This is a genomic window from uncultured Adlercreutzia sp. (assembly GCA_910585575.1).
Classification (GTDB): Bacteria; Actinomycetota; Coriobacteriia; order Coriobacteriales; family Eggerthellaceae; genus Adlercreutzia.
The window spans coordinates 2,831-20,932 of record CAJUFS010000044.1 but is presented as its reverse complement, the minus strand read 5'-3'; the positions used below and the strand labels follow the sequence as shown (position 1 = coordinate 20,932).

Here is an 18,102-nt window from a genome sequence, read left to right as displayed (position 1 = left end):
GCTTCTGGATTGTGTCCGGCATGCTGGCCGCTTGCGGCTTCGTGCTGTACTTCGCCACCACGCTGGGGGTGAACTAACATGGCCCCCGTGCTGCTCGCCGATCGCAAGCAGGCCCCCGTCGATCTGGGCCGCGTGCTTATTTTGGGCCTGGGAAAAAGCGGCAAGGCCGTCACGTCCTATTGCCTTAACTTGCTCGGCACCCGCGTGCAGGCTTTGGCCATCGCCGCCGGCACCTATTCCCGCGAGGCCGACGCCTGGGCCGCCGAGGCCCGTCGCCAGGGCGCTACGGTGCTCTTCGACCACGAGGTCATCGAGGGTGCCTACGATTTGTGCATCGCCAGCCCGGGCATTTCGCAGTTCTCGGACTTCTACCGCAGCGCCGAGGCCGCCTGTGCCGAGGTGATCAGCGAGGTGGAGTTCGCCTGGCGCGAGAGCGCCAAGGCGTCGCGCTGGGTGGCGGTGACCGGCACGAACGGCAAGACCACCACCACGGCGCTTACGGCGCATCTGCTGAAGGAGGCCGGGTTCGCGGCCGCTGCCGTGGGCAACATCGGCGAGACGTGCATCGACGCCGTGGCCGCGGGCGCAACTGACATCTATGTGGCCGAGACCTCCAGCTACCAGTTGGCTTCCACCAAGGACTTCGCGCCCGACGTGGCCATCATGCTCAATATCACCCCCGATCACCTGGCGTGGCATCGCAGCCACGAGAACTATGCCGAGGCCAAGTGGAAGGCCTTTGCCAACTTGGCGAAGAGCGGCGGCGTTGCCGTGCTCAATGCCGTCGACGACGAGGTGCGCGCGAAGCTTCGCGGCGCGCGCGAAGCGGGGGGCCCGTCTTTCCCCTACGTTCCCCTGGGAACCGCTGCCGGCTTGAGCGGCGATATGCGCGCGGCCTGCGGCGCAGCCAATGCGGCGTTCCGGGCTCCCTCGGGGCGTTTGACGGTAGCCTGGGAGGGCGAAGAGTCGAGTCTCGTGTTCATCGACGACTTGCAGATCAAGGGAGAGCACAACCAGGTGAACGCCCTGGCCGCCTCGGCGGCGGCTCTCGTTCTGGGTGCGACGGCCACCCGCGTGGCCGAAGGGCTCTTGGCCTTCGCGCCCCTGGAGCACCGCATCGAGCCGGCGGGCACGGTGCGCGGAGTGGCCTGCTATAACGATTCCAAGGCCACCAATGTTGACGCGGTGCTCGTGGCCCTGACGGCCTTCCTGCCCCAAAAGCCCATCGTGCTTTTGGGCGGTCGCGACAAGGGCACCGACCTGGCCCCGCTCGTGGCTTCCTGCGAGCAGCACGCCCGGGCCGTTGTGTGCTTTGGCGAGGCGGCCGATCGTTTCTTCGCCGCTTTCTCGGATAGCGCGGTGCCGACGGTGCTGCGCGCCGCCACGCTTGAGCCGGCCCTCGATGAGGCCCTGGCCATCGCCGAGGCGGGCGACGTCGTCGTCTTGTCCCCGGCCTGTGCCTCCTTTGACGAGTTCAGCTGCTTTGAGGAGCGCGGCGAGGTATTCAAGCGCTTGGTGTCCGAGCGCGCCGCCGCGTCGAAGGGCTGCTAACGGTGGCAGCTCGTACGCGACAGAATGCATCTGAGCAGGGCCCCTCGCAGCAGGGGCCCCGTGTTCTGCTGCTGCTGTGCGTCCTGGGCCTGCTGCTCATCGGCTTGGTAATGGTGTACTCCGCCTCAATGGTGACGGCCCTGGAGAACGGCGTGGCTCCCAGCGACTACTTTACCGACCAGCTCGTCTTTGCGTTGGTCGGCATTGTCATCGCGCTCATACTATGGAAGGTGATCCCGTATTCGGTATGGGTCGGCCCTACCGTATGGGTGATCTGGGGGGTGGCCGTGGCGCTCATTGTCGCTACGGCGCTTACCGGCCATGCGGAGTACGGCGCTCAGCGCTGGCTGTCGCTTGGCGGTTTTCGCATCCAGCCCTCGGAGTTTTGCAAGATCGCCTTCTTGCTCATGGCCATTCGCCTGCTGGTTGACTACAACAGCGGCACAGTGGAGTTCCGTGCCACGGTGGTGCGCGCGCTTATCTTCATTGTGGGTCCTTTGGGCATCATGTATCGCGCCCAGTCCGACTTGGGCACCACGGTTATCTGCGCTGTGGGCATCTTGGCCGTCATGTGGCTGGGGGGCGTGCCGAAGAAAGTCATTCTGGCCATCATGGGCGTCGGCGTGGCCTTCGGCATCTACGCCATCTTCGGCACCGGCTACCGTGCGGGCCGCATGGTGTTCCTGAATCCGTGGGACGACGGCAACGACGGCTATGGCACGGGCTACAACATCATTCGTTCCTTCTACGCACTCTCCGAGGGCGGCATTTTCGGCGTGGGTCTGGGCAACTCCCATGAGAAGTTCCAGTACCTGTTCGCTTCGGAAAGCGACTTCATCTTCGCCGTCATTGGCGAAGAGCTGGGGCTCGTGGGCGCCATGGCGGTCATTCTGCTCTTCTTCGGCGTGCTGCTCTCGGGGCTGTCCATCGCCGAGCGCGCGGCCGACGATACGGGCGCTATGATCGCCGGGGGCTGTGTGGTCATGCTGGTGTTCCAGGCGTTTCTTAATATTGCCTGCGTGATCGGCGTGTTTCCCACTACGGGAAAGCCGCTGCCCTTCATCTCGGCGGGCGGCTCGTCCATGCTCTCGTCTTTTATCCTGCTCGGCCTTATCTTGGCGGTGTCGGCGGCCAAGCCGGTGCCGTCGGTCTACGAGCAGCGTCGTGCCGACCTGCGCCTGGTAACCCAGGACGACGGCCGGGCGCGCACTGGTGACCGCCGTCGCGAAAGGCAGGGAGCAGCCGGTTCTTCGCGCGGCTCTTCGTCGTCGCGTCGCTCGGGCCGGTACTCCCAGCGTTCTTCGTCGCGCGATTCCCGTGGCGCGTTCTCGTCATCGGCATCGAGCGTGTCGCTCTCTGCCGCCTATCGCTTTTCGAGGAGGTAGCCTATGTTGGCCGTTCTTTCCGGCGGTGGCACCGCCGGCCACATCAATCCCGCTTTGGCCTTAGCCGAAGAGCTGCGTCAACGGGGCTGGGAGGTTGAGTTCGCCGGCACGCCCCAGGGCGTCGAGGCGCGCCTCGTGCCCCAGGCGGGCGTCAACTTCACGGCGTTCGAGGCTTCGGGCTTTGATCGCTCTCACCCGCTTTCGCTCGTCAAGGGGGTGGCGAAGATCGCTGCCTCCACGAAAAAGGCCAAGCGGTGGTTCGACGACATCAAGCCCGACGTGGTGGTGGGCTTCGGCGGCTATGTGTCCATTCCCGTGGCCCGCGCCGCCGAGCAGGCCGGTGTGCCGGTGGTGGTCCACGAGCAGAATTCCGTTATGGGCATGGCCAACAAGTACCTGGCCAAGCGCGCTCAGGCCGTATGCCTGACCTACGATCATTCGGCCCAGGGTCTTGAGGATACAAGTCGTGTGTTCGTGACGGGGAACCCGGTGCGCCGCTCGGTTATCGAGGCGCAGCGCGATGAGGGGCGCGCGTTCTTCGGTTTGTCCGATGACGATTTCATGCTCCTCGTGTTCGGCGGCTCTTTGGGGGCGCGCCACATCAACGAGGCGCTGGTTGCCCTGAAAGACGAGCTGCTGTCGCGACCGCATCTGCATGTCGTCCATATCACGGGCCCCAAAGAGCTCGATGCGGTACGGGAAGCGCTGGCGCTTACGCCCGAACAGGAGAAGCGCTGGCATTTGATGGGCTACCAGGATCGCATGGGGGAGACCATGGCGGCGGCCGATGCCATCGTATCGCGTGCCGGTGCCACCTCGCTGGCCGAAATCTCGGCCCGCGCCATTCCGGCCGTGCTCGTGCCCTTCCCCTATGCCACGGAAGACCACCAAACCACCAACGCCCGTGCCTACGTGGAAGCGGGCTGTGCCTCTCTCGTTCCCGACGACGCTTTGGGCAGCGAGTCGTTCGCCCAGGCCTTGACCGCGCTTATCGACGACGCCTCAGTGCGCGCCGCTATGCACGAAGCGGCCTTGGGTCAGAAGACCGAGGAGGCAGCTTCTCGTTTGGCAGATGTTGTGGTAGCGGCTGCCACGGGTGCAGCCGATGCTATACAATAGCGAAGTTTACGTCCCTTAGTTCCCAAAGGCGGTTGTCCATGGCTTCAGATACGCTTCACTTCATCGGTGTCGGCGGCGTCGGCATGAGCGGTATTGCCCGAGTTGCCCACGACCAGGGAATGAAGGTGAGCGGCTCCGATTTGAAGGAGAGCCGCTACACTAAGCAGCTGCGCGATGCGGGGCTGACTGTCTTCATCGGCCAGGACGCCTCCCATATTCCCGAGGGCGATCCGACCATCGTGGTGTCGACGGCCATTCTCGACAACAACCCCGAGCTTATCGAGGCGAAGCGCCGGGGGCTTACCATCATCCACCGGGCTCAGATGCTCGCCCGCCTGGGCTGCGGGCTCGATACGCTGGCCGTGGCAGGCACCCATGGGAAGACCACCACGTCCTCCATGCTGGCCAGCACCCTCGATGCCATGGGGCTCGATCCCACGTTCCTCATCGGTGGCATCGTGCGCGCCTACGGCACCAACGCCCACTCGGGCACCGGCCGCTACTACGTGGTCGAGGCCGACGAGTCCGACAAGTCCTTCACCTATCTGTCGCCGGCGGCGGCCATTGTCACGAACATCGAGGCCGACCATCTGGACCACTACGAGGGCCTGGAGGAAATCTACGACCAGTTCCGCATGTTCATGGAGGGCGTTGCGCCGGAGGGCCCGATCGTCGTCTGCGGTGACGACGAGAACCTCGTCGAGGTGGCCCGCTCCACGGGGCGCGCCATCACCACCTACGGCTTCGGCGCGCACTGCGATGCGCGCATCCTCGAGGCCTGCGCCCAGGGCGTCGGCTCGCAGTTCTCGCTGCAGCTGCCCGACGGCCGCGTGGTGAAGAGCCGCATCAAGCAGAATCCGGGCATGCACAACGTGGCCAACGGCGCCGCGGTGCTCACCCTTATCGCCCTTCTCGGGCTCGATGTCGAGGAGGCGGCCCGCAAGCTGGCTGATTTTGGCGGCGTGCGTCGTCGCTTCGACCTCATCGGGGAAGAGGGGGGCATCACCGTGGTAGACGACTACGCCCACCATCCCACCGAGATCGCTGCCACCATCACAGCGGCCAAGGCCCTCGATTTCAAGCGCGTCCACGTGCTGTTCCAGCCTCACCGCTACTCTCGCGCGGCACTGTTCACCGAGGTCATGCATGATGAGTTCGGTGCCGCCTTCGACAACGCCGACACGGTCACCTTTATGGATGTCTACTCGGCCGGCGAGGCGCCGGTGCCGGGTGTGACGGGCAAGACCTTCCTCAACGTGGTCCTCGAGCACGGTCATCCCAACGCCCGCTATGTGCCGCGGCGTATCGACGTGGTGCCCGCCATGATCGAGGCCGCCGAGCCCGGCGACCTGGTGATCACCATGGGCGCAGGCGACGTGACCGCTATCGCACCGCAGCTTGTCGACGAGCTGGGCCGCTAGGACGTCCTATGGCCCGCCACGCCTCGCCGCTGCAATCGCTATTGGTGGACGATCGCTTCGACGGCGACGTCTATCCCAACGAGCCCATGAGCCGCCATACCACCTACCGCATCGGGGGCCCGGCGCGGTTCTTCGTGCGCGCGAATTCCGTAGGCGCCCTCACGGGCCTCATCGACGTGTGCGAGCAGACGGCGGTGCCCTGGATTGTTGTGGGGCGCGGATCGAACGTTCTCGTCTCTGACGAGGGCTTTGCGGGGGTGGCCGTGGTGTTGGGCCGTGATTTTCGCTCCATGCGCTTCGAGGACGGCCGTTTTCTGGTCGGCGCCGGCGCGACGCTTTCGTCGGTGGTGCAAGACGCCTTCAAGCGCAACCTCGGTGGTTTCGAGTTCGCCGTGGGCACGCCCGGCACGGTTGGGGGCGCCCTGCGCATGAACGCCGGCTCGCGCGAGGAGTGGATCGGTGCGCGGGTGGCCACGGTCACCACCTACCGTCCTGGAAGGGGCCTTGCGCGCCGCCGGGGCGACGAGCTGGCCTGGGGGTACCGCACCAGCTCCTTCGCGCCCGATGAGGTGATCATCGAGTGCGAGCTGATGGCCGAGATCGCCGACCCCTTCAAAGTGCGCGACAAGATGGAGGCGAACTTGGCTCGTCGCAAAGAGAGCCAGCCCCTGTCCCAGCCCAGCTGCGGCAGCGTGTTTCGCAACCCCGAGGGGGCTTTTGTGGGGCGCATGATCGAAGAGCTGGGGCTCAAGGGTCTCAGTTGCGGCAAGGCGCGGGTGTCGGCCCTGCACGGCAACTTTATTGTCAACGAGGGCGGCGCGACGGCGGCCGATGTGCGAAATCTTTTGGATGAAGTGGCCGGCCGCGTGCGCGATGCCTACGGGGTGGCACTTGAGCCCGAGGTGCGCCTGGTGGGCTTTGGAGACGAGGCCCATGGCTAGGCGACCCTCTTCATCGCGGCCGACCGGTCAGAGGCCGGTCTCTCGCTCCGCGGGCTCCGTCCGTCCGGCTTCAGCCAGTGCGTCCCGCGCGTCTCGAACGGCGGCGACGCCCCGCGCGGCTCGCTCCGCCGCCCCCTCGTCGCGCTCGACGGTTCGCTCGGTGCGTTTGGGCGACCTGCCGCGCACGGCGCCGGCGGCGCGCAGTCCGCGCCCGGCCCCGAAGCGCTCGGGCTGGGCGCGGGTGCTCATTGTCCTGGCCATCATTGCCGTGCTGGGCGGGGGAGCCTATGCCGTGTTGTTCTTCACGCCCGTGTTCTCCATCGAGAAGGTGGAGGTGACGGGAGCCGATCACCTCACATCCGAGGAAATGGCCGTGCTGGCCGCCGTGCCCCAGGGCACCACCCTGCTCACCGTCGATGCCGCGGGCATCGAGAACAGTGTCGTGCGCGACGCATGGGTCCAATCGGTGCGCGTCGAGCGTCATTTCCCGAATACCCTTGAGATTGTGGTCACCGAGCGCACCATCGCCGCAGTGGTGGATGTGGTGGCCGACAACGCGAAGGTGACGCAGCACTGGGCCATTGCCTCCGACGGCATGTGGCTTATGGAGATCCCCGATCAAAACAGCGAGCTGGGGCAGATGATCAGCCCGCAGATCTACGAGGACGCGGCCAAGGTGCTGCACATCAAAGATGTGCCTTTCGGCCTTACCCCCGAGGTGGGCACCTACTGCACCGACGGCAACGTGAACAACGCCCTGGCCATCCTGGACGGCCTGTCCACCGAGCTGGCCAGCCGCATCAAGACCGTGTCGGCCACCGATGCCCAGTCCACGCTGCTCACGCTGGACGACGGCGTGCAAATTGCCTTTGGCACCGCCGACGATATCCGCGACAAAGAGCGCATCTGCCTGAAGATCATGGAAGAGAACCCCGGCAAGGTGGCCTACATCAACGTGCGCGTGGTCGACCGCCCCACCTGGCGCGCCGTGTAGGCGTTTCCCGGCAATGCCCTGAATGCGCAGCGCGAACGAGGGGCGGCCAGAGGGGGAAATGCGGGTATTAATGGCTTATTCGTGGACGAGGGAATTCCTTTAGCCGCGCAAAGCGTTGCAAAGGCACCTTCATCGTGTACAATATCCCCACATAAACGCCGTTTCGCACGGCGGTAAAACGAGCGCCTTTTCCGGGCGCGCAAGATTTGACAAACGCAGCAGTACAACGCAGAAGGTGTGGAGGAAGAAATGCCGAACATTCCAGGCTCTGAACATTTGGCGGTCATCAAGGTCGTCGGCGTCGGCGGTGGCGGCACCAATGCCGTGAACCGCATGGTCGAGGCCGGTGTGCGCGGGGTGGAGTTCATCGCCGTGAACACCGATCGTCAGGCCCTTCTTATGTCCGATGCCGATAAGACCATCCACATCGGCGAAGAGCTGACCCGCGGCCTGGGCGCCGGCGCCAACCCGCAGGTGGGTTGCCAGGCGGCCGAGGAGAGCCGTGCGGAAATTCGCGAGGCGCTGGCCGAGGCCGACATGGTCTTCGTAACGGCCGGCGAGGGCGGCGGCACCGGCACCGGTGCGGCTCCCATTGTGGCTGAAATCGCCCGCGAGGAAATCGGCGCGCTTACCGTCGGCGTGGTTACCAAGCCTTTCTCCTTCGAAGGTCGCCTGCGCCGCAATCAGGCCGACCAGGGCATTGATCTGCTGTCCCAGAAGGTCGACACCCTCATCGTCATCCCGAACGATCGCCTGCTGGAGATCGTCGATAAGAAGACGTCCATGATCGACGCCTTCCGCATCTGCGACGACACGCTCCGCCAGGGCATTCAGGGCGTGACGGACCTCATCACCATTCCCGGCCTCATCAACTTGGACTTCGCCGACATCCGCACCGTCATGAAGGACGCGGGCACGGCTATGATGGGTATCGGCATTGCCACGGGCGAGAACCGCGCCCTGGACGCCGCCCAGCAGGCCACGTCCTCCAGCTTGCTGGAGTCTTCCATCGCCGGTGCGTCCCGCGTGCTGTTCTCCATTGCCGGCGGCCCCGACCTCACCCTCACCGAGGTGTCCGAGGCGGCCCGCACGGTGGAGGCCTGCGCCGACGAGAACGCCAACATCATCTACGGCCAGATCATCGACGAAGAGCTGAAGGACGCCGTGCGCATCACGGTGATCGCCACGGGCTTCAAGGTGGGCGCTTCCCAGTCTTCCATGGACTTCTCCCGCAAGGACCTTTTCGCTTCCACCGAGGCTCCGGCTCCGCAGCCCGCGCAGCAGGCGCCGGTCACCTTTGCCAGCGCCGCTCCGTCCAATCGCTTCGCCGACGAGGACTACATTCCTGACTTCTTGAAGCGCCAGCGCTAGGCGGCGCGCCTTCATGGAGGTTCTCAGCCTGCCTTATCCGCAGCTCGAGTCAGATATTCTGGGCACCATTCCCGTGCTCACCGACAACGCGCTCGCCCGTACTTCGGGCGTGCGCGTTGCTTTTACCGGCCGCGCCGGCGGCGTAAGCGAAGGTCCCTACGGTGCGCTCAACCTGGGCGGCCATGTGGACGACGATCCCGTTTGCGTGGCCGAGAACCGGCGCCGCGTGGCCGAGGCCTTCGGCGTGGTCCCCCAGATGCTTATCGGCGCCAACCAGGTGCACGGCACCGCGCTGGTCGAGGTGCCTGCTGGCGATGACGCGGTCCTGGCCGAGGCGCGCGCATTAGCCGATGCCGGCGCCGATGGCCTTGTCGTCACGGCGCCCGGCGTGTTGGGGCTCCTCTGTTTCGCCGACTGCACGCCCGTGATTGCGGTGGCGCCGTCGGGCTCCTATGCGCTGGCCCATGGCGGTTGGCGCGGCACGGTGGGCCATATCGCGCGTCGGGCGGTCGAGCGGCTCTGCGCCCTCGAGGGCGTTGATGCTTCCCAGGTCAACGTGTACCTGGGGCCCCATATTCGCTCGTGCTGCTTCGAGGTGGGGCCCGAGGTGGTCCAACGGTTTGCCGACGAATTCGGCGCAGCGGTGGTTTCGGGCGATAATCGAGTGAGCATGGCGGCGGCCATCAGCGCAGACGTGCAGGCGGCCGGCGTCGATCCCCGTCGCATCGCCGATGCCGACATCTGCACGCAGTGCAACCACGACACGTACTTTTCCTACCGAGCCATGGACGGCCGCTGCGGTCGTCATGGCGCTCTTGCTTGCAAAGGAGTCTGATCGTCTATGGGTATCGCAGAGCGCTATCGCAAGGTGGCGGCCGAAGTGGCCGACGTGGCCCGCGCGGCCGGTCGCAATCCGCAGGAGGTGCGGTTGGTGGCGGTGTCGAAAACTGTGGGGGAGGAAGGCGTTGCCGAGGCCTTCTCCGCCGGCGCCCGCGACTTCGGCGAGAACCGTCCCGATCAAATCGTCCCCAAGGCGCAGGCTTTCCCCGAGGCGCGCTGGCACTTTATCGGCAATATCCAGTCGCGGCGCATTCCCGATATTGTGGGATCGGCCGCCCTCATTCATTCGCTTTACCAGCAGCGTCATGCGGAAAAGATCGACAAGGCGGCCGCAGAGCTCGGGAAGGTGCAAGACGTTCTCATCGAGGTGAACGTGTCGGGGGAGGCGTCGAAGAGCGGCGCTGCTCCCGATGAGGCCCTTGCCCTTGTGCGCGCCTGCGCAGCGCTGCCCCATGTGCGCGTATGCGGTCTCATGACCATGGCACCCCAGGGCAGCCAGAGCGAGGCTCGCCGCACGTTCGAGGGCTTGGCCTCATTGGCCGTACAGATACGGGCCTCCCTGCCCTTCGACGAGGCTGCGGCTTTCACCGAGCTTTCCATGGGCATGAGCGAGGACTGGCCCTGCGCTATCGAGTGCGGTGCCACCATTGTCCGTATCGGTCGTGCGATCTTTAGCGATTCTTTCCAGGAGTAGGACGCAACCTGGTATGATGTCGATGAGCACTGCGCTTATGGCGCTGATGCACCCCTGAGACCTTACAAGACCACCGGGCGATTTTCCTCGCCAAGAAACGAAGCAGGAGGCTCCCATGGATTTGAACGACGGCAAGCGCGCCTTCGCCGACCTCAAGTCGAAACTGGGCTTTGGCCGTAAAGAGGAAGACTTCGAGGAGTACTACGACGATTACGAGGAGTACGACGAAGAGGCCGATTACGGCGAGTACGGCTACGACGACGGCTACGGCCGCGGCGCTGCCGGTTCGCGCTACGATCCCTATGATTCGGTAACCACGCGCGAGGTGGGCGCCCGCTCCACGATGCCGCGCCTTGTGTCCATCGAGGACGTGCGCGCGCGCACCCAGGTGCCCAGCTTGTCTGATCGCGATCGCGATCGCGAAAGCTCCGTCTCCAGCCGCCGCTCCTCGGGCTCCAGCTCGTTCCGCACCATGGTCGACTCTTCGCTGCCCCCGCAGATGACCCCCGAGGGCACAGCGGCAGCTTCCGCTGCTGCGACGGCCGCCCACTCGGCGCGCTCCGAAGGCCTGAATTCGCTGTTCGAGCCCACGACGCCGGCTCCCGAGCCCGCTGAGTCGCGCGGGTCCTCTTCGCGTTCGTCGGTTGGCGGCAGTACCTATGCGCGCTTGTCGCCTTCGCGCTCCGTCAAGGTTATCAAGCCCTTGGCCTACAACGACGCCGAGGCGGTGTCCACATCGCTCAAGCTGGGGGAGGCGGTTGTGCTCTGCTTGACGGGCACCCCCGATGCCCTGGCCAAGCGCATCCTCGATTTCTCGTTCGGCGTGGCCAGCGCGCTCGATGCCAATGTTGAATGCGTTGGCGCCAAGGTGTTCGCGCTCACGCGTATCAACGAGCTGTCCGATGCCGAGCGCTCCTACCTGCGCAGTCAGGGCGTTATCTAGCGCAAGGGGGCTCAGCGCCCGAATCATGTACTGGCGGGGCCTTGGCCCCGCAGCGGTGCCGGCGGGCACCGCGCCGTGCAAGTAAGAAGGAGCCCGTTTCATGCTCACCGCCATCCTGGTTCGCCTTGCCGATGCCTACTCCATGATCATCTTCGTGTACGTCATGATGTCTTGGCTGCCCAATACCCAAAGCGGCATCATTGGCGACATCTATCGTGCTTTGGGCAAGTTGTGCGATCCCTACCTCAACCTGTTCAGAAAATTAATCCCGCCCCTTGGAGGTATGGTGGACGTAACTCCCATCATTGCCTTGCTTGTATTACAATTCGGGGTGCGTTTGCTTGTGATGCTTTTCTGATCAGGTAACCGACATACAGAACAAGACAGCAATCGTAAGAAGGGCAAAGGTAACATCTATGGCTATCACTGCTGCTGACATTCACAATCAGAGCTTCTCTATCGACCGCAAGGGCTACGATGTCGACGAAGTCGACGTGTTTCTCGAGCATGTGGCCGATGAGATCGACATTCTGAACGACACCATCGCCCAGCTGCAGGCGCAGCTCGAGGAAGACCGCTTCAGCGGCTTCGATGCCCCTGCTTCTTCCACGGTTGCCATTACCGAGACCGCCATGGCTTCGGTGGATACGTCGCAGTTCGAGGCCGAGCTGGCTCAGAAGGATGCCATCATCGGCGATCTGGAGCGTCAGCTGCGCGACAAGCGCGCCGACGACAACGCCATCGCCCAGGCGCTCATCATCGCCCAGCGCTCGGCCGACGAGATTCTCGCCAAGGCCAACGCCAACGCGACGGAAACCATCCAGGATGCTCGCGACGAGGCCCAGCGCATTATCGATCGCGCCAACACCGACCGTCAGGATGTGGTGGATGCCATTCGCAAGCTGCAGGACGATCGCGAGGACGCGCGCGAAGAGTACGCCGACCTGCTGAAGGACATCATCTCCGACGCCTCTCGCAAGCTGGCCGACATCGGCGCCCAGGCTCCGAAGACCTTGGCCACCATCGACGGCGAGTACGATGTGGCCGCCGGCCTTACCGGCAACTTCGAGATCGACGAGTATGTGGCTCCGCAGGCCTACGCCACGCCGCAGGCCGCCGGTGCTGCCGTGGCTGCCGCCACGCCCGTGGCCTCGGCTTACGAGAAGGACCTCTCCGGCTTCGGCGACGCCGACGACTTCGAGTTCGAAGAAATCGACTAACTCAAGTCCAAAAGAGTTACGAGCTAAAAGGAGCTGCGTCTGCGGCTCCTTTTTATATATTCGAATCAATTAAATAAGTTTTTGTCGCCCAGGAGCGCCCAAGGAAGTCAGCGAGGGTCCGACAGGTGCCTGGAATCGTGCTGAACCGCGGCTGAGCGTACTTCGGTACGCGAAGGAAAGCGGTGAAGTGCGAGGCCAGGTGCCTGTCGGACCCGCAGCATCGACGTAATTCGTTTGCCGGCAGGCAAACGAAACAAAAGAGGGCGAGTGAGCCTGTAAGCCGGGTTCTGTCGGGGGCGACCATTTATCTCGAGCGCCTGTCGCCAGACGCCTCTAGCACGCAACCCGAATGCACGGCGGGCCACCGTATGGCATTCCTATTTGCGCTTGCTCCCGATGGGGTTTACCAAGCCGCGTTGTTGCCAACGCGCTGGTGCGCTCTTACCGCACCGTTTCAGCTTTTCTCCTGTTTCGTGCGTTCTGCTAGGCAGAACGTTTCGCGCAGGGGAGTTTTCTTTTCTGTGGCACTGTCCGTCGAGTCACCTCGCCCAGCCGTTAGCTGGCATCGTGCCCTGGGGAGCCCGGACTTTCCTCGCACCGAAGTACGCGGTCGCCTGGCCCACTCGCCTGTGGTATTGTAGCAGAACTTGAACCGATCTGATCGACAGTCAGCCATCGTGCCGCCAGACCGCGGAACCCCTGGTGCAGGGAGTGTTCCGGCGGTCTCGGCGCATGGGGAAGGGGAGCGCTTCGTGACCACCTTTGCCCTTGTGGGCGCCTCTGATTTCAACGCCGCGCATTTTGAGGCCCGTTGCCGGGGCGGCGCATTTGATGCCGTCATTGCCGTGGACGGCGGATTCTCTTCTTTGGAAACCATTGGGGTGAGGCCCGATCTGGCGCTTGGCGACTTCGATTCACTGGGGTTCGTTCCCTCTGGAGTCGAGGTTCGGGCCTTTCCGCCGGAGAAGGACGCGTCCGACATGGAGCTGGCGCTTGAGGAGGCAGTGCGGCGGGGTGCTTCGGCGGTGACGGTGTACGGCGCTCTCGGCCGGCGTCTCGATCACACCCTGGCCAACCTGCAGCTGTTCGCTTCCTTCGCGGAGCGCGGTTTGGCGGTGAGCACCGTGGGCGAAGAGGCCTGCGTGGAATTTCTGGTCGGTCCCGGCGAGCTGTCGCTCGATGGGGTCGCGGGCGGCATTGTTTCGGTGTTCTCGCTCACCGACGAAAGCCGTGGCGTGACCGAAGAGGGTCTGAAATGGGAGCTTGACGCGGTGACCATGACGAGTCGCACTAGTTGGGGTCTTTCGAACGAGCTGACGGGACGTCCTGCCCGCATTGCCGTGGAAAGCGGCACGCTGGCGGTGTTCTGTCCGCTTGAGAGTGCGGTCGCGCGCGGCGAGGGGCTATAATTCGCCCCAGTTACAACTTCATAGCTGGGGAGCTTGCAGCCGCAGGGCGGCCGGGCAGGCTGAGAGGGAGCGCCGCATCGCTCCGACCCACCGAACCTGATATGGGTAATGCCAACGAAGGGAGTACGCATGACTGTCGCACAGTCACGGGGCGCCGCTCAAGTCGCGCCTGTCACGCAAATCGATTTCGCCCGCGCCGGAGTGATCACCCCTCAGATGGAGGTGGTAGCGCTCCAAGAGGGCCGCGACCCCGAGGCTATTCGTGCCGCTGTGGCCGCAGGGCGCATCGCCATTCCTGCCAACATTCGCCATGCCAGCTTGCGCCCGGGTGCCGTGGGTTCCACGCTTGACGGCGTGCCGCTTACCACCAAGGTGAATGTCAACCTGGGCATCTCGGGCGATCTGGCCGACGAGGCCGTGGAATGGGAGAAAGTGGACGTGGCCCTGAATCTGGGCGCCGACGCCATCATGGACCTGTCCAATTCCGGCAAGACCCGTGCTTTCCGTCAGGCACTTATCGAGAAGTCTCCGGCCATGATCGGTACCGTGCCTATGTACGATGCCATCGGGTATTTGGAGAAGGCCCTTATTGCCATCTCGCCCGAGGACTTCCTCGAGGTGGTGCGCGCCCATGCGGAGGACGGCGTCGACTTCGTTACCATTCACGCCGGCATGAACCGGCGGGTCATCGAGTCGTTCAAGGAAACGGGGCGCCTGACCAACATTGTGTCCCGCGGCGGCTCACTCATCTTCGCCTGGATGGAAGCCACGGGTCGTGAGAACCCCTTCTACGAGTACTACGATGAGGTGCTGGCAATTCTGCATGAATACGACGTCACCATTTCGCTGGGCGATGCCATGCGTCCCGGTTCGGGCTACGATGCCACGGACGCGGCGCAAATTGCCGAACTCGTGGAATTGGGGAAGCTGACGCAGCGCGCCTGGGACACGGGCGTGCAAGTCATGGTAGAAGGGCCGGGCCACATGGCCCTCGATGAGATTGCCGCCAACATGAAGCTGCAGAAGCGCCTGTGCCACCAGGCCCCCTTCTATGTGCTGGGACCCCTGGTCACCGATATTGCGCCGGGCTACGATCATATTACTGCTGCTATTGGCGGGGCAGTGGCCGCAACGGCTGGTGCCGACTTCCTCTGCTATGTGACGCCGGCGGAGCATTTGCGCCTCCCCGATGCGAACGACGTGCGTGAAGGACTGGTGGCCACGCGCATTGCCGCCCACGCGGCCGACATAGCCAAGGGCGTCCCCGGCGCCCGCGAGCGCGACAACCGCATGAGCGATGCCCGCCGGCGCGTGGCCTGGGACGAGATGTTCGACCTGGCGCTTGACGGGGAGCGCGCCCGTGCCGTCTTCGAAAGCGCGCCGCCCTCCACCGAGGGCACCTGCACCATGTGCGGCAAAATGTGCGCCATGAAGACCGTGAACGATCTAATGGACGGACTTACCGTAAAGTTGGGGGACGAGCATGTTCGATAAGAAGAATCTGAAGGAAGCCCTTCGTCTGTATGCAGTTACGGACAACGCGTGGCTGGGTGAGCGCACGTTGGCTGAGTGCGTGGCCGAAGCCCTGGCGGGGGGAGCGACGTTCGTGCAACTGCGCGACAAGCAGGCCGACGAGGCCGCGCTGCGCGCCGAGGCCGCCGAACTGCTGGCGCTTTGCCGTGCGGCGGGAGTGCCCTTTGTCGTCAACGACGATGTCGAGACGGCTCTGGCCGTCGGTGCCGACGGCGTGCATGTGGGCCAGGAAGACATGGCCTGCGAACGGGCGCGAGTGCTGCTGGGACCCGACGCCATCATCGGCGTGTCCACCCAAACGGTCGAGCAAGCGCTGGCGGCTGAAGCCGCAGGTGCCGATTACCTGGGAGTCGGGGGCGTGCGGGGCACGGCCACTAAGCCGGAGGCCGGCGTGCTTGCGCCGGAGGAGTTTCGCGCCATTGCCGCGGCGGTGGACATTCCCGTCGTGGCCATCGGGGGCATCGACGTGGAAACCGTGCCGCTATTGGCAGACTTGGATGTGGTCGGCGCTGCCGTGGTGTCGGCTATCTTCGCCGCCGACGATATCGAAAACGCCACCCGTGAGCTCTCCCGTATCATAGATGAAACATTGCCGGCGTAGGCTGGAAGTGCACCGCGCGCGGGGCGCCGTAAAGTCCCGCGAAGGCGCGTCAATGGGGAAGGGCGGACGGCCGCCCGACAAGGAAAGGAACCTGCATGCTTGGCGACGAGAACAACAATGAACTGATCGACCTGTCGACTATCGATCGCGCGAAATGCGCGCTCCTCGTCATTGACGAGCTGGGCGACCCGACGGGCACGCCGCTCGAGACGGTGCTGCTGCCCTCGATGCTGCAGACAGCGAAGCTGTGCGAAGCGGCTCGCGCGGTGGACATGCCCGTCGTTTTCACGAACGATGCCCACATTCCGGGCCTTGACCGCGAGCTTGCCCTGTGGGGCCAGCATGGCATTGCGGGGACGCCGGAGGCGCAAACTTCTCCGTTGTTGAACCCGCAGCCGAGCGACTTCGTGGTAGAGAAGCGTCGCTACAGCGGCTTCTTCCAGACGGGGCTGCTGCTTCTGCTCAACGAACTGGGTGTTGACACGCTTATCTGCTGCGGCATGGACACGAACATCTGCGTGAAGCACACGGTGGCGGACGCCTACTTCAACAACTTCAACATCATTGTGGTGGGCGATGCCACGGCCACCTTCCTGGTGGGCAACCAGAAAGAGGGGCTCGACTACATGAAGACCTGCTATGCGGCCAAGGTCATTGACACCGATGAGGCGCTCAAGCTCATTGAGGGCTAGGAGCCACTAGGCATTCCGTGACGATTGATTGCCAAACCAGGGGCGGGGAGGGTTCCCCGCCCCTGTTCTGTGAAAAGATAGGGAAAACGCGGTTGCGAGAAAGGAGCGCCATGAAGGCAGTGCTCACTATTGCGGGATCCGATTCCAGCGGCGGTGCCGGCATTCAGGCAGATATGAAGACCATTGCCGCCCACCAGCTTTTCGCCGAAAGCGTCATCACGGCATTGACAGCCCAGAACACCCTGGGAGTTAAGGGCGTTCTGGACGTGGATCCGGCCTTCGTGGGGCAGCAGATCGATGCGGTGTTCGAGGACATTCGCCCCGATGCGGTGAAGATCGGCATGGTGTCCTCGCCGGAAATTGTGCGGGCTATCGCCGATGGCCTGGTTCGTCACAAGGCGCAGAACATCGTGGTCGATCCGGTCATGGTGGCCACGTCCGGCTCGGCTCTTATTGCCGATGCCGCCGTGGACGCCCTGGTGGAGCTGCTCTTTCCGCGGGCAACGGTGATAACCCCGAATATTCCCGAGGCCGAAGTGCTGGCAGGAATGGCCATTGCAACCCGCGAGGACGTAGAGCGGGCAGCCGACCTTATTGCGGCCCGGTGCCGTGCGGCTGCGGAAACCGATCCAAGCTTTGAGGCCGCTGAGTCGCGGCCTGCTGCCACTGCCGACGAGCTGGGAGTTCCCGCCATCATGATCAAGGGCGGCCACGGCGTGGGCGATCCTGATGCGGCCGACGATTTTCTGCTGATGGCCCATGGCGAGCGCGTATGGCTGCATGGCCCGCGCATCGACAACGACAACACCCACGGTACGGGCTGCTCTCTGTCCTCGGCCATTGCCTGCGGCTTGGCCCAGGGGTTTGCGGTGGATGTGGCGGTGCGTCAGGCGAAGGCCTACGTGGCCGGGGCGCTGGCCGATGGCTTGAATTTGGGGAAGGGAAGCGGTCCCCTCAACCATATGTGGGCCTATGGCCCGGTCCCTTGCTAGGGCGACCGTTCCCCGCAATTTCGCGAATTCCTGAAATTGGGTCTTGACGCAGGAGTGCCTTATCCGTAATATATCCACTTGCGCTTACCGCTTTAGTGGTACGTGCGAAGATGTGTCGTTGGGGTGTCGTCTAATGGCAGGACAGCGGTTTCTGGTGCCGTATGTGAGGGTTCGACTCCTTCCACCCCAGCCATTTTTCGCAGAAAGCACTTATGGCTCCGTCGTCTAGCGGTTTAGGACGCCGCCCTCTCAAGGCGGAGGTCGCCGGTTCGAATCCGGTCGGAGCTACCAGGTATTAGAGTCGGGGAGGAATCCTCCCCGACTTTTGCAAGCGCACTATGTGGCTCCGTCGTCTAGCGGTTTAGGACGCCGCCCTCTCAAGGCGGAGGTCGCCGG

17 protein-coding genes, 3 tRNA genes, 1 other RNA gene and 1 riboswitch (1 of these 22 running past the window's edge) are annotated in these 18,102 nt (G+C 64.1%); of the genes, 20 read left to right on the top strand and 1 reads right to left on the bottom strand.

Annotated elements, in window-relative coordinates:
• Nucleotides 1-78 precede the first annotated feature (78 nt).
• The 12 genes from murD (at nt 79) to QZ307_RS07195 (ending at nt 12,479) form a co-directional block, all read left to right on the top strand.
• Nucleotides 79-1,551, top strand: coding sequence for a UDP-N-acetylmuramoyl-L-alanine--D-glutamate ligase (murD, locus tag QZ307_RS07250; RefSeq protein ID WP_295997875.1), 1,473 nt, complete (start codon nt 79-81; stop codon nt 1,549-1,551).
• A 2-nt stretch (nt 1,552-1,553) separates the two neighbouring features.
• The gene (locus tag QZ307_RS07245) at nt 1,554-2,936 is read left to right on the top strand and encodes an FtsW/RodA/SpoVE family cell cycle protein (RefSeq protein WP_295997872.1); all 1,383 of its coding nucleotides are present in this window, start codon (nt 1,554-1,556) and stop codon (nt 2,934-2,936) included.
• A 3-nt stretch (nt 2,937-2,939) separates the two neighbouring features.
• Nucleotides 2,940-4,055 carry an undecaprenyldiphospho-muramoylpentapeptide beta-N-acetylglucosaminyltransferase gene (murG, locus tag QZ307_RS07240; RefSeq protein WP_295997867.1) on the top strand — a complete coding sequence of 372 codons (1,116 nt, stop codon included), beginning with the start codon at nt 2,940-2,942 and terminating at the stop codon, nt 4,053-4,055.
• 38 nt (nt 4,056-4,093) lie between these two features.
• Entirely contained in the window at nt 4,094-5,476 is a 1,383-nt protein-coding gene (gene murC / locus QZ307_RS07235; RefSeq protein ID WP_295997864.1) for a UDP-N-acetylmuramate--L-alanine ligase, read from the top strand.
• An 8-nt stretch (nt 5,477-5,484) separates the two neighbouring features.
• The gene (gene murB / locus QZ307_RS07230; protein WP_295997862.1) at nt 5,485-6,417 is read left to right on the top strand and encodes a UDP-N-acetylmuramate dehydrogenase; all 933 of its coding nucleotides are present in this window, start codon (nt 5,485-5,487) and stop codon (nt 6,415-6,417) included.
• Between the two features lie 160 nt (nt 6,418-6,577).
• Nucleotides 6,578-7,411 (top strand): FtsQ-type POTRA domain-containing protein, encoded by an 834-nt coding sequence (locus QZ307_RS07225; protein WP_295997858.1) that lies wholly within the window; start codon nt 6,578-6,580, stop codon nt 7,409-7,411.
• A 249-nt stretch (nt 7,412-7,660) separates the two neighbouring features.
• Nucleotides 7,661-8,782 carry a cell division protein FtsZ gene (gene ftsZ / locus QZ307_RS07220; RefSeq protein WP_295997853.1) on the top strand — a complete coding sequence of 374 codons (1,122 nt, stop codon included), beginning with the start codon at nt 7,661-7,663 and terminating at the stop codon, nt 8,780-8,782.
• Between the two features lie 13 nt (nt 8,783-8,795).
• Nucleotides 8,796-9,617 carry a polyphenol oxidase family protein gene (locus QZ307_RS07215; RefSeq protein WP_295997846.1) on the top strand — a complete coding sequence of 274 codons (822 nt, stop codon included), beginning with the start codon at nt 8,796-8,798 and terminating at the stop codon, nt 9,615-9,617.
• 6 nt (nt 9,618-9,623) lie between these two features.
• The gene (locus tag QZ307_RS07210; protein ID WP_295997843.1) at nt 9,624-10,316 is read left to right on the top strand and encodes a YggS family pyridoxal phosphate-dependent enzyme; all 693 of its coding nucleotides are present in this window, start codon (nt 9,624-9,626) and stop codon (nt 10,314-10,316) included.
• Nucleotides 10,317-10,431: 115 nt separating this feature from the next.
• Nucleotides 10,432-11,259, top strand: coding sequence for a cell division protein SepF (gene sepF, locus QZ307_RS07205; RefSeq protein WP_295997841.1), 828 nt, complete (start codon nt 10,432-10,434; stop codon nt 11,257-11,259).
• 100 nt (nt 11,260-11,359) lie between these two features.
• Nucleotides 11,360-11,617 carry a YggT family protein gene (locus QZ307_RS07200; RefSeq protein WP_275206869.1) on the top strand — a complete coding sequence of 86 codons (258 nt, stop codon included), beginning with the start codon at nt 11,360-11,362 and terminating at the stop codon, nt 11,615-11,617.
• A 58-nt stretch (nt 11,618-11,675) separates the two neighbouring features.
• Nucleotides 11,676-12,479, top strand: a complete 804-nt coding sequence (locus QZ307_RS07195) for a DivIVA domain-containing protein (RefSeq protein WP_295997837.1) — start codon at nt 11,676-11,678, stop codon at nt 12,477-12,479.
• A gap of 260 nt (nt 12,480-12,739) precedes the next feature.
• Here QZ307_RS07195 and rnpB read toward each other — a convergent pair.
• An RNA gene (rnpB, locus tag QZ307_RS07190) (RNase P RNA component class A) lies at nt 12,740-13,105 on the bottom strand.
• A 126-nt stretch (nt 13,106-13,231) separates the two neighbouring features.
• Here rnpB and QZ307_RS07185 point away from each other — a divergent pair.
• The 8 genes from QZ307_RS07185 to QZ307_RS07150 all read left to right on the top strand — a co-directional run.
• On the top strand, nt 13,232-13,888 hold the full coding sequence (locus QZ307_RS07185; protein WP_295997835.1) for a thiamine diphosphokinase: 657 nt from the start codon (nt 13,232-13,234) through the stop codon (nt 13,886-13,888).
• A gap of 15 nt (nt 13,889-13,903) precedes the next feature.
• Nucleotides 13,904-14,027: riboswitch (TPP riboswitch) on the top strand.
• A complete protein-coding gene (gene thiC / locus QZ307_RS07180; protein WP_295997832.1) occupies nt 14,018-15,382 on the top strand; it encodes a phosphomethylpyrimidine synthase ThiC in 1,365 nt (454 codons plus the stop codon). Its footprint overlaps the riboswitch before it by 10 nt.
• Nucleotides 15,372-16,022, top strand: coding sequence for a thiamine phosphate synthase (thiE, locus tag QZ307_RS07175; protein WP_295997830.1), 651 nt, complete (start codon nt 15,372-15,374; stop codon nt 16,020-16,022). The genes thiC and thiE overlap by 11 nt, the downstream gene beginning before the upstream one ends.
• Before the next feature lie 95 nt (nt 16,023-16,117).
• On the top strand, nt 16,118-16,714 hold the full coding sequence (locus tag QZ307_RS07170) for an isochorismatase family cysteine hydrolase (RefSeq protein ID WP_295997828.1): 597 nt from the start codon (nt 16,118-16,120) through the stop codon (nt 16,712-16,714).
• 110 nt (nt 16,715-16,824) lie between these two features.
• Entirely contained in the window at nt 16,825-17,706 is an 882-nt protein-coding gene (thiD, locus tag QZ307_RS07165; RefSeq protein WP_295997825.1) for a bifunctional hydroxymethylpyrimidine kinase/phosphomethylpyrimidine kinase, read from the top strand.
• A 119-nt stretch (nt 17,707-17,825) separates the two neighbouring features.
• Nucleotides 17,826-17,899: transfer RNA gene (locus QZ307_RS07160), tRNA-Gln, on the top strand.
• 21 nt (nt 17,900-17,920) lie between these two features.
• A tRNA-Glu gene (locus tag QZ307_RS07155) sits at nt 17,921-17,997 on the top strand.
• A gap of 51 nt (nt 17,998-18,048) precedes the next feature.
• Nucleotides 18,049-18,102, top strand: a tRNA-Glu gene (locus QZ307_RS07150) (it continues 123 nt past the right edge of the window).

Excerpts from the sequence above, each read along its gene's own strand:
- murD (WP_295997875.1), top strand. The coding sequence starts at position 79 with ATGGCCCCCGTGCTGCTCGCCGATCGCAAGCAGGCCCCCGTCGATCTG.
- murG (WP_295997867.1), top strand. The coding sequence starts at position 2,940 with ATGTTGGCCGTTCTTTCCGGCGGTGGCACCGCCGGCCACATCAATCCC.
- murC (WP_295997864.1), top strand. The coding sequence starts at position 4,094 with ATGGCTTCAGATACGCTTCACTTCATCGGTGTCGGCGGCGTCGGCATG.
- murB (WP_295997862.1), top strand. The coding sequence starts at position 5,485 with ATGGCCCGCCACGCCTCGCCGCTGCAATCGCTATTGGTGGACGATCGC.
- ftsZ (WP_295997853.1), top strand. The coding sequence starts at position 7,661 with ATGCCGAACATTCCAGGCTCTGAACATTTGGCGGTCATCAAGGTCGTC.
- QZ307_RS07215 (WP_295997846.1), top strand. The coding sequence starts at position 8,796 with ATGGAGGTTCTCAGCCTGCCTTATCCGCAGCTCGAGTCAGATATTCTG.
- QZ307_RS07210 (WP_295997843.1), top strand. The coding sequence starts at position 9,624 with ATGGGTATCGCAGAGCGCTATCGCAAGGTGGCGGCCGAAGTGGCCGAC.
- sepF (WP_295997841.1), top strand. The coding sequence starts at position 10,432 with ATGGATTTGAACGACGGCAAGCGCGCCTTCGCCGACCTCAAGTCGAAA.
- QZ307_RS07200 (WP_275206869.1), top strand. The coding sequence starts at position 11,360 with ATGCTCACCGCCATCCTGGTTCGCCTTGCCGATGCCTACTCCATGATC.
- QZ307_RS07195 (WP_295997837.1), top strand. The coding sequence starts at position 11,676 with ATGGCTATCACTGCTGCTGACATTCACAATCAGAGCTTCTCTATCGAC.
- thiC (WP_295997832.1), top strand. The coding sequence starts at position 14,018 with ATGACTGTCGCACAGTCACGGGGCGCCGCTCAAGTCGCGCCTGTCACG.
- thiE (WP_295997830.1), top strand. The coding sequence starts at position 15,372 with ATGTTCGATAAGAAGAATCTGAAGGAAGCCCTTCGTCTGTATGCAGTT.
- QZ307_RS07170 (WP_295997828.1), top strand. The coding sequence starts at position 16,118 with ATGCTTGGCGACGAGAACAACAATGAACTGATCGACCTGTCGACTATC.
- thiD (WP_295997825.1), top strand. The coding sequence starts at position 16,825 with ATGAAGGCAGTGCTCACTATTGCGGGATCCGATTCCAGCGGCGGTGCC.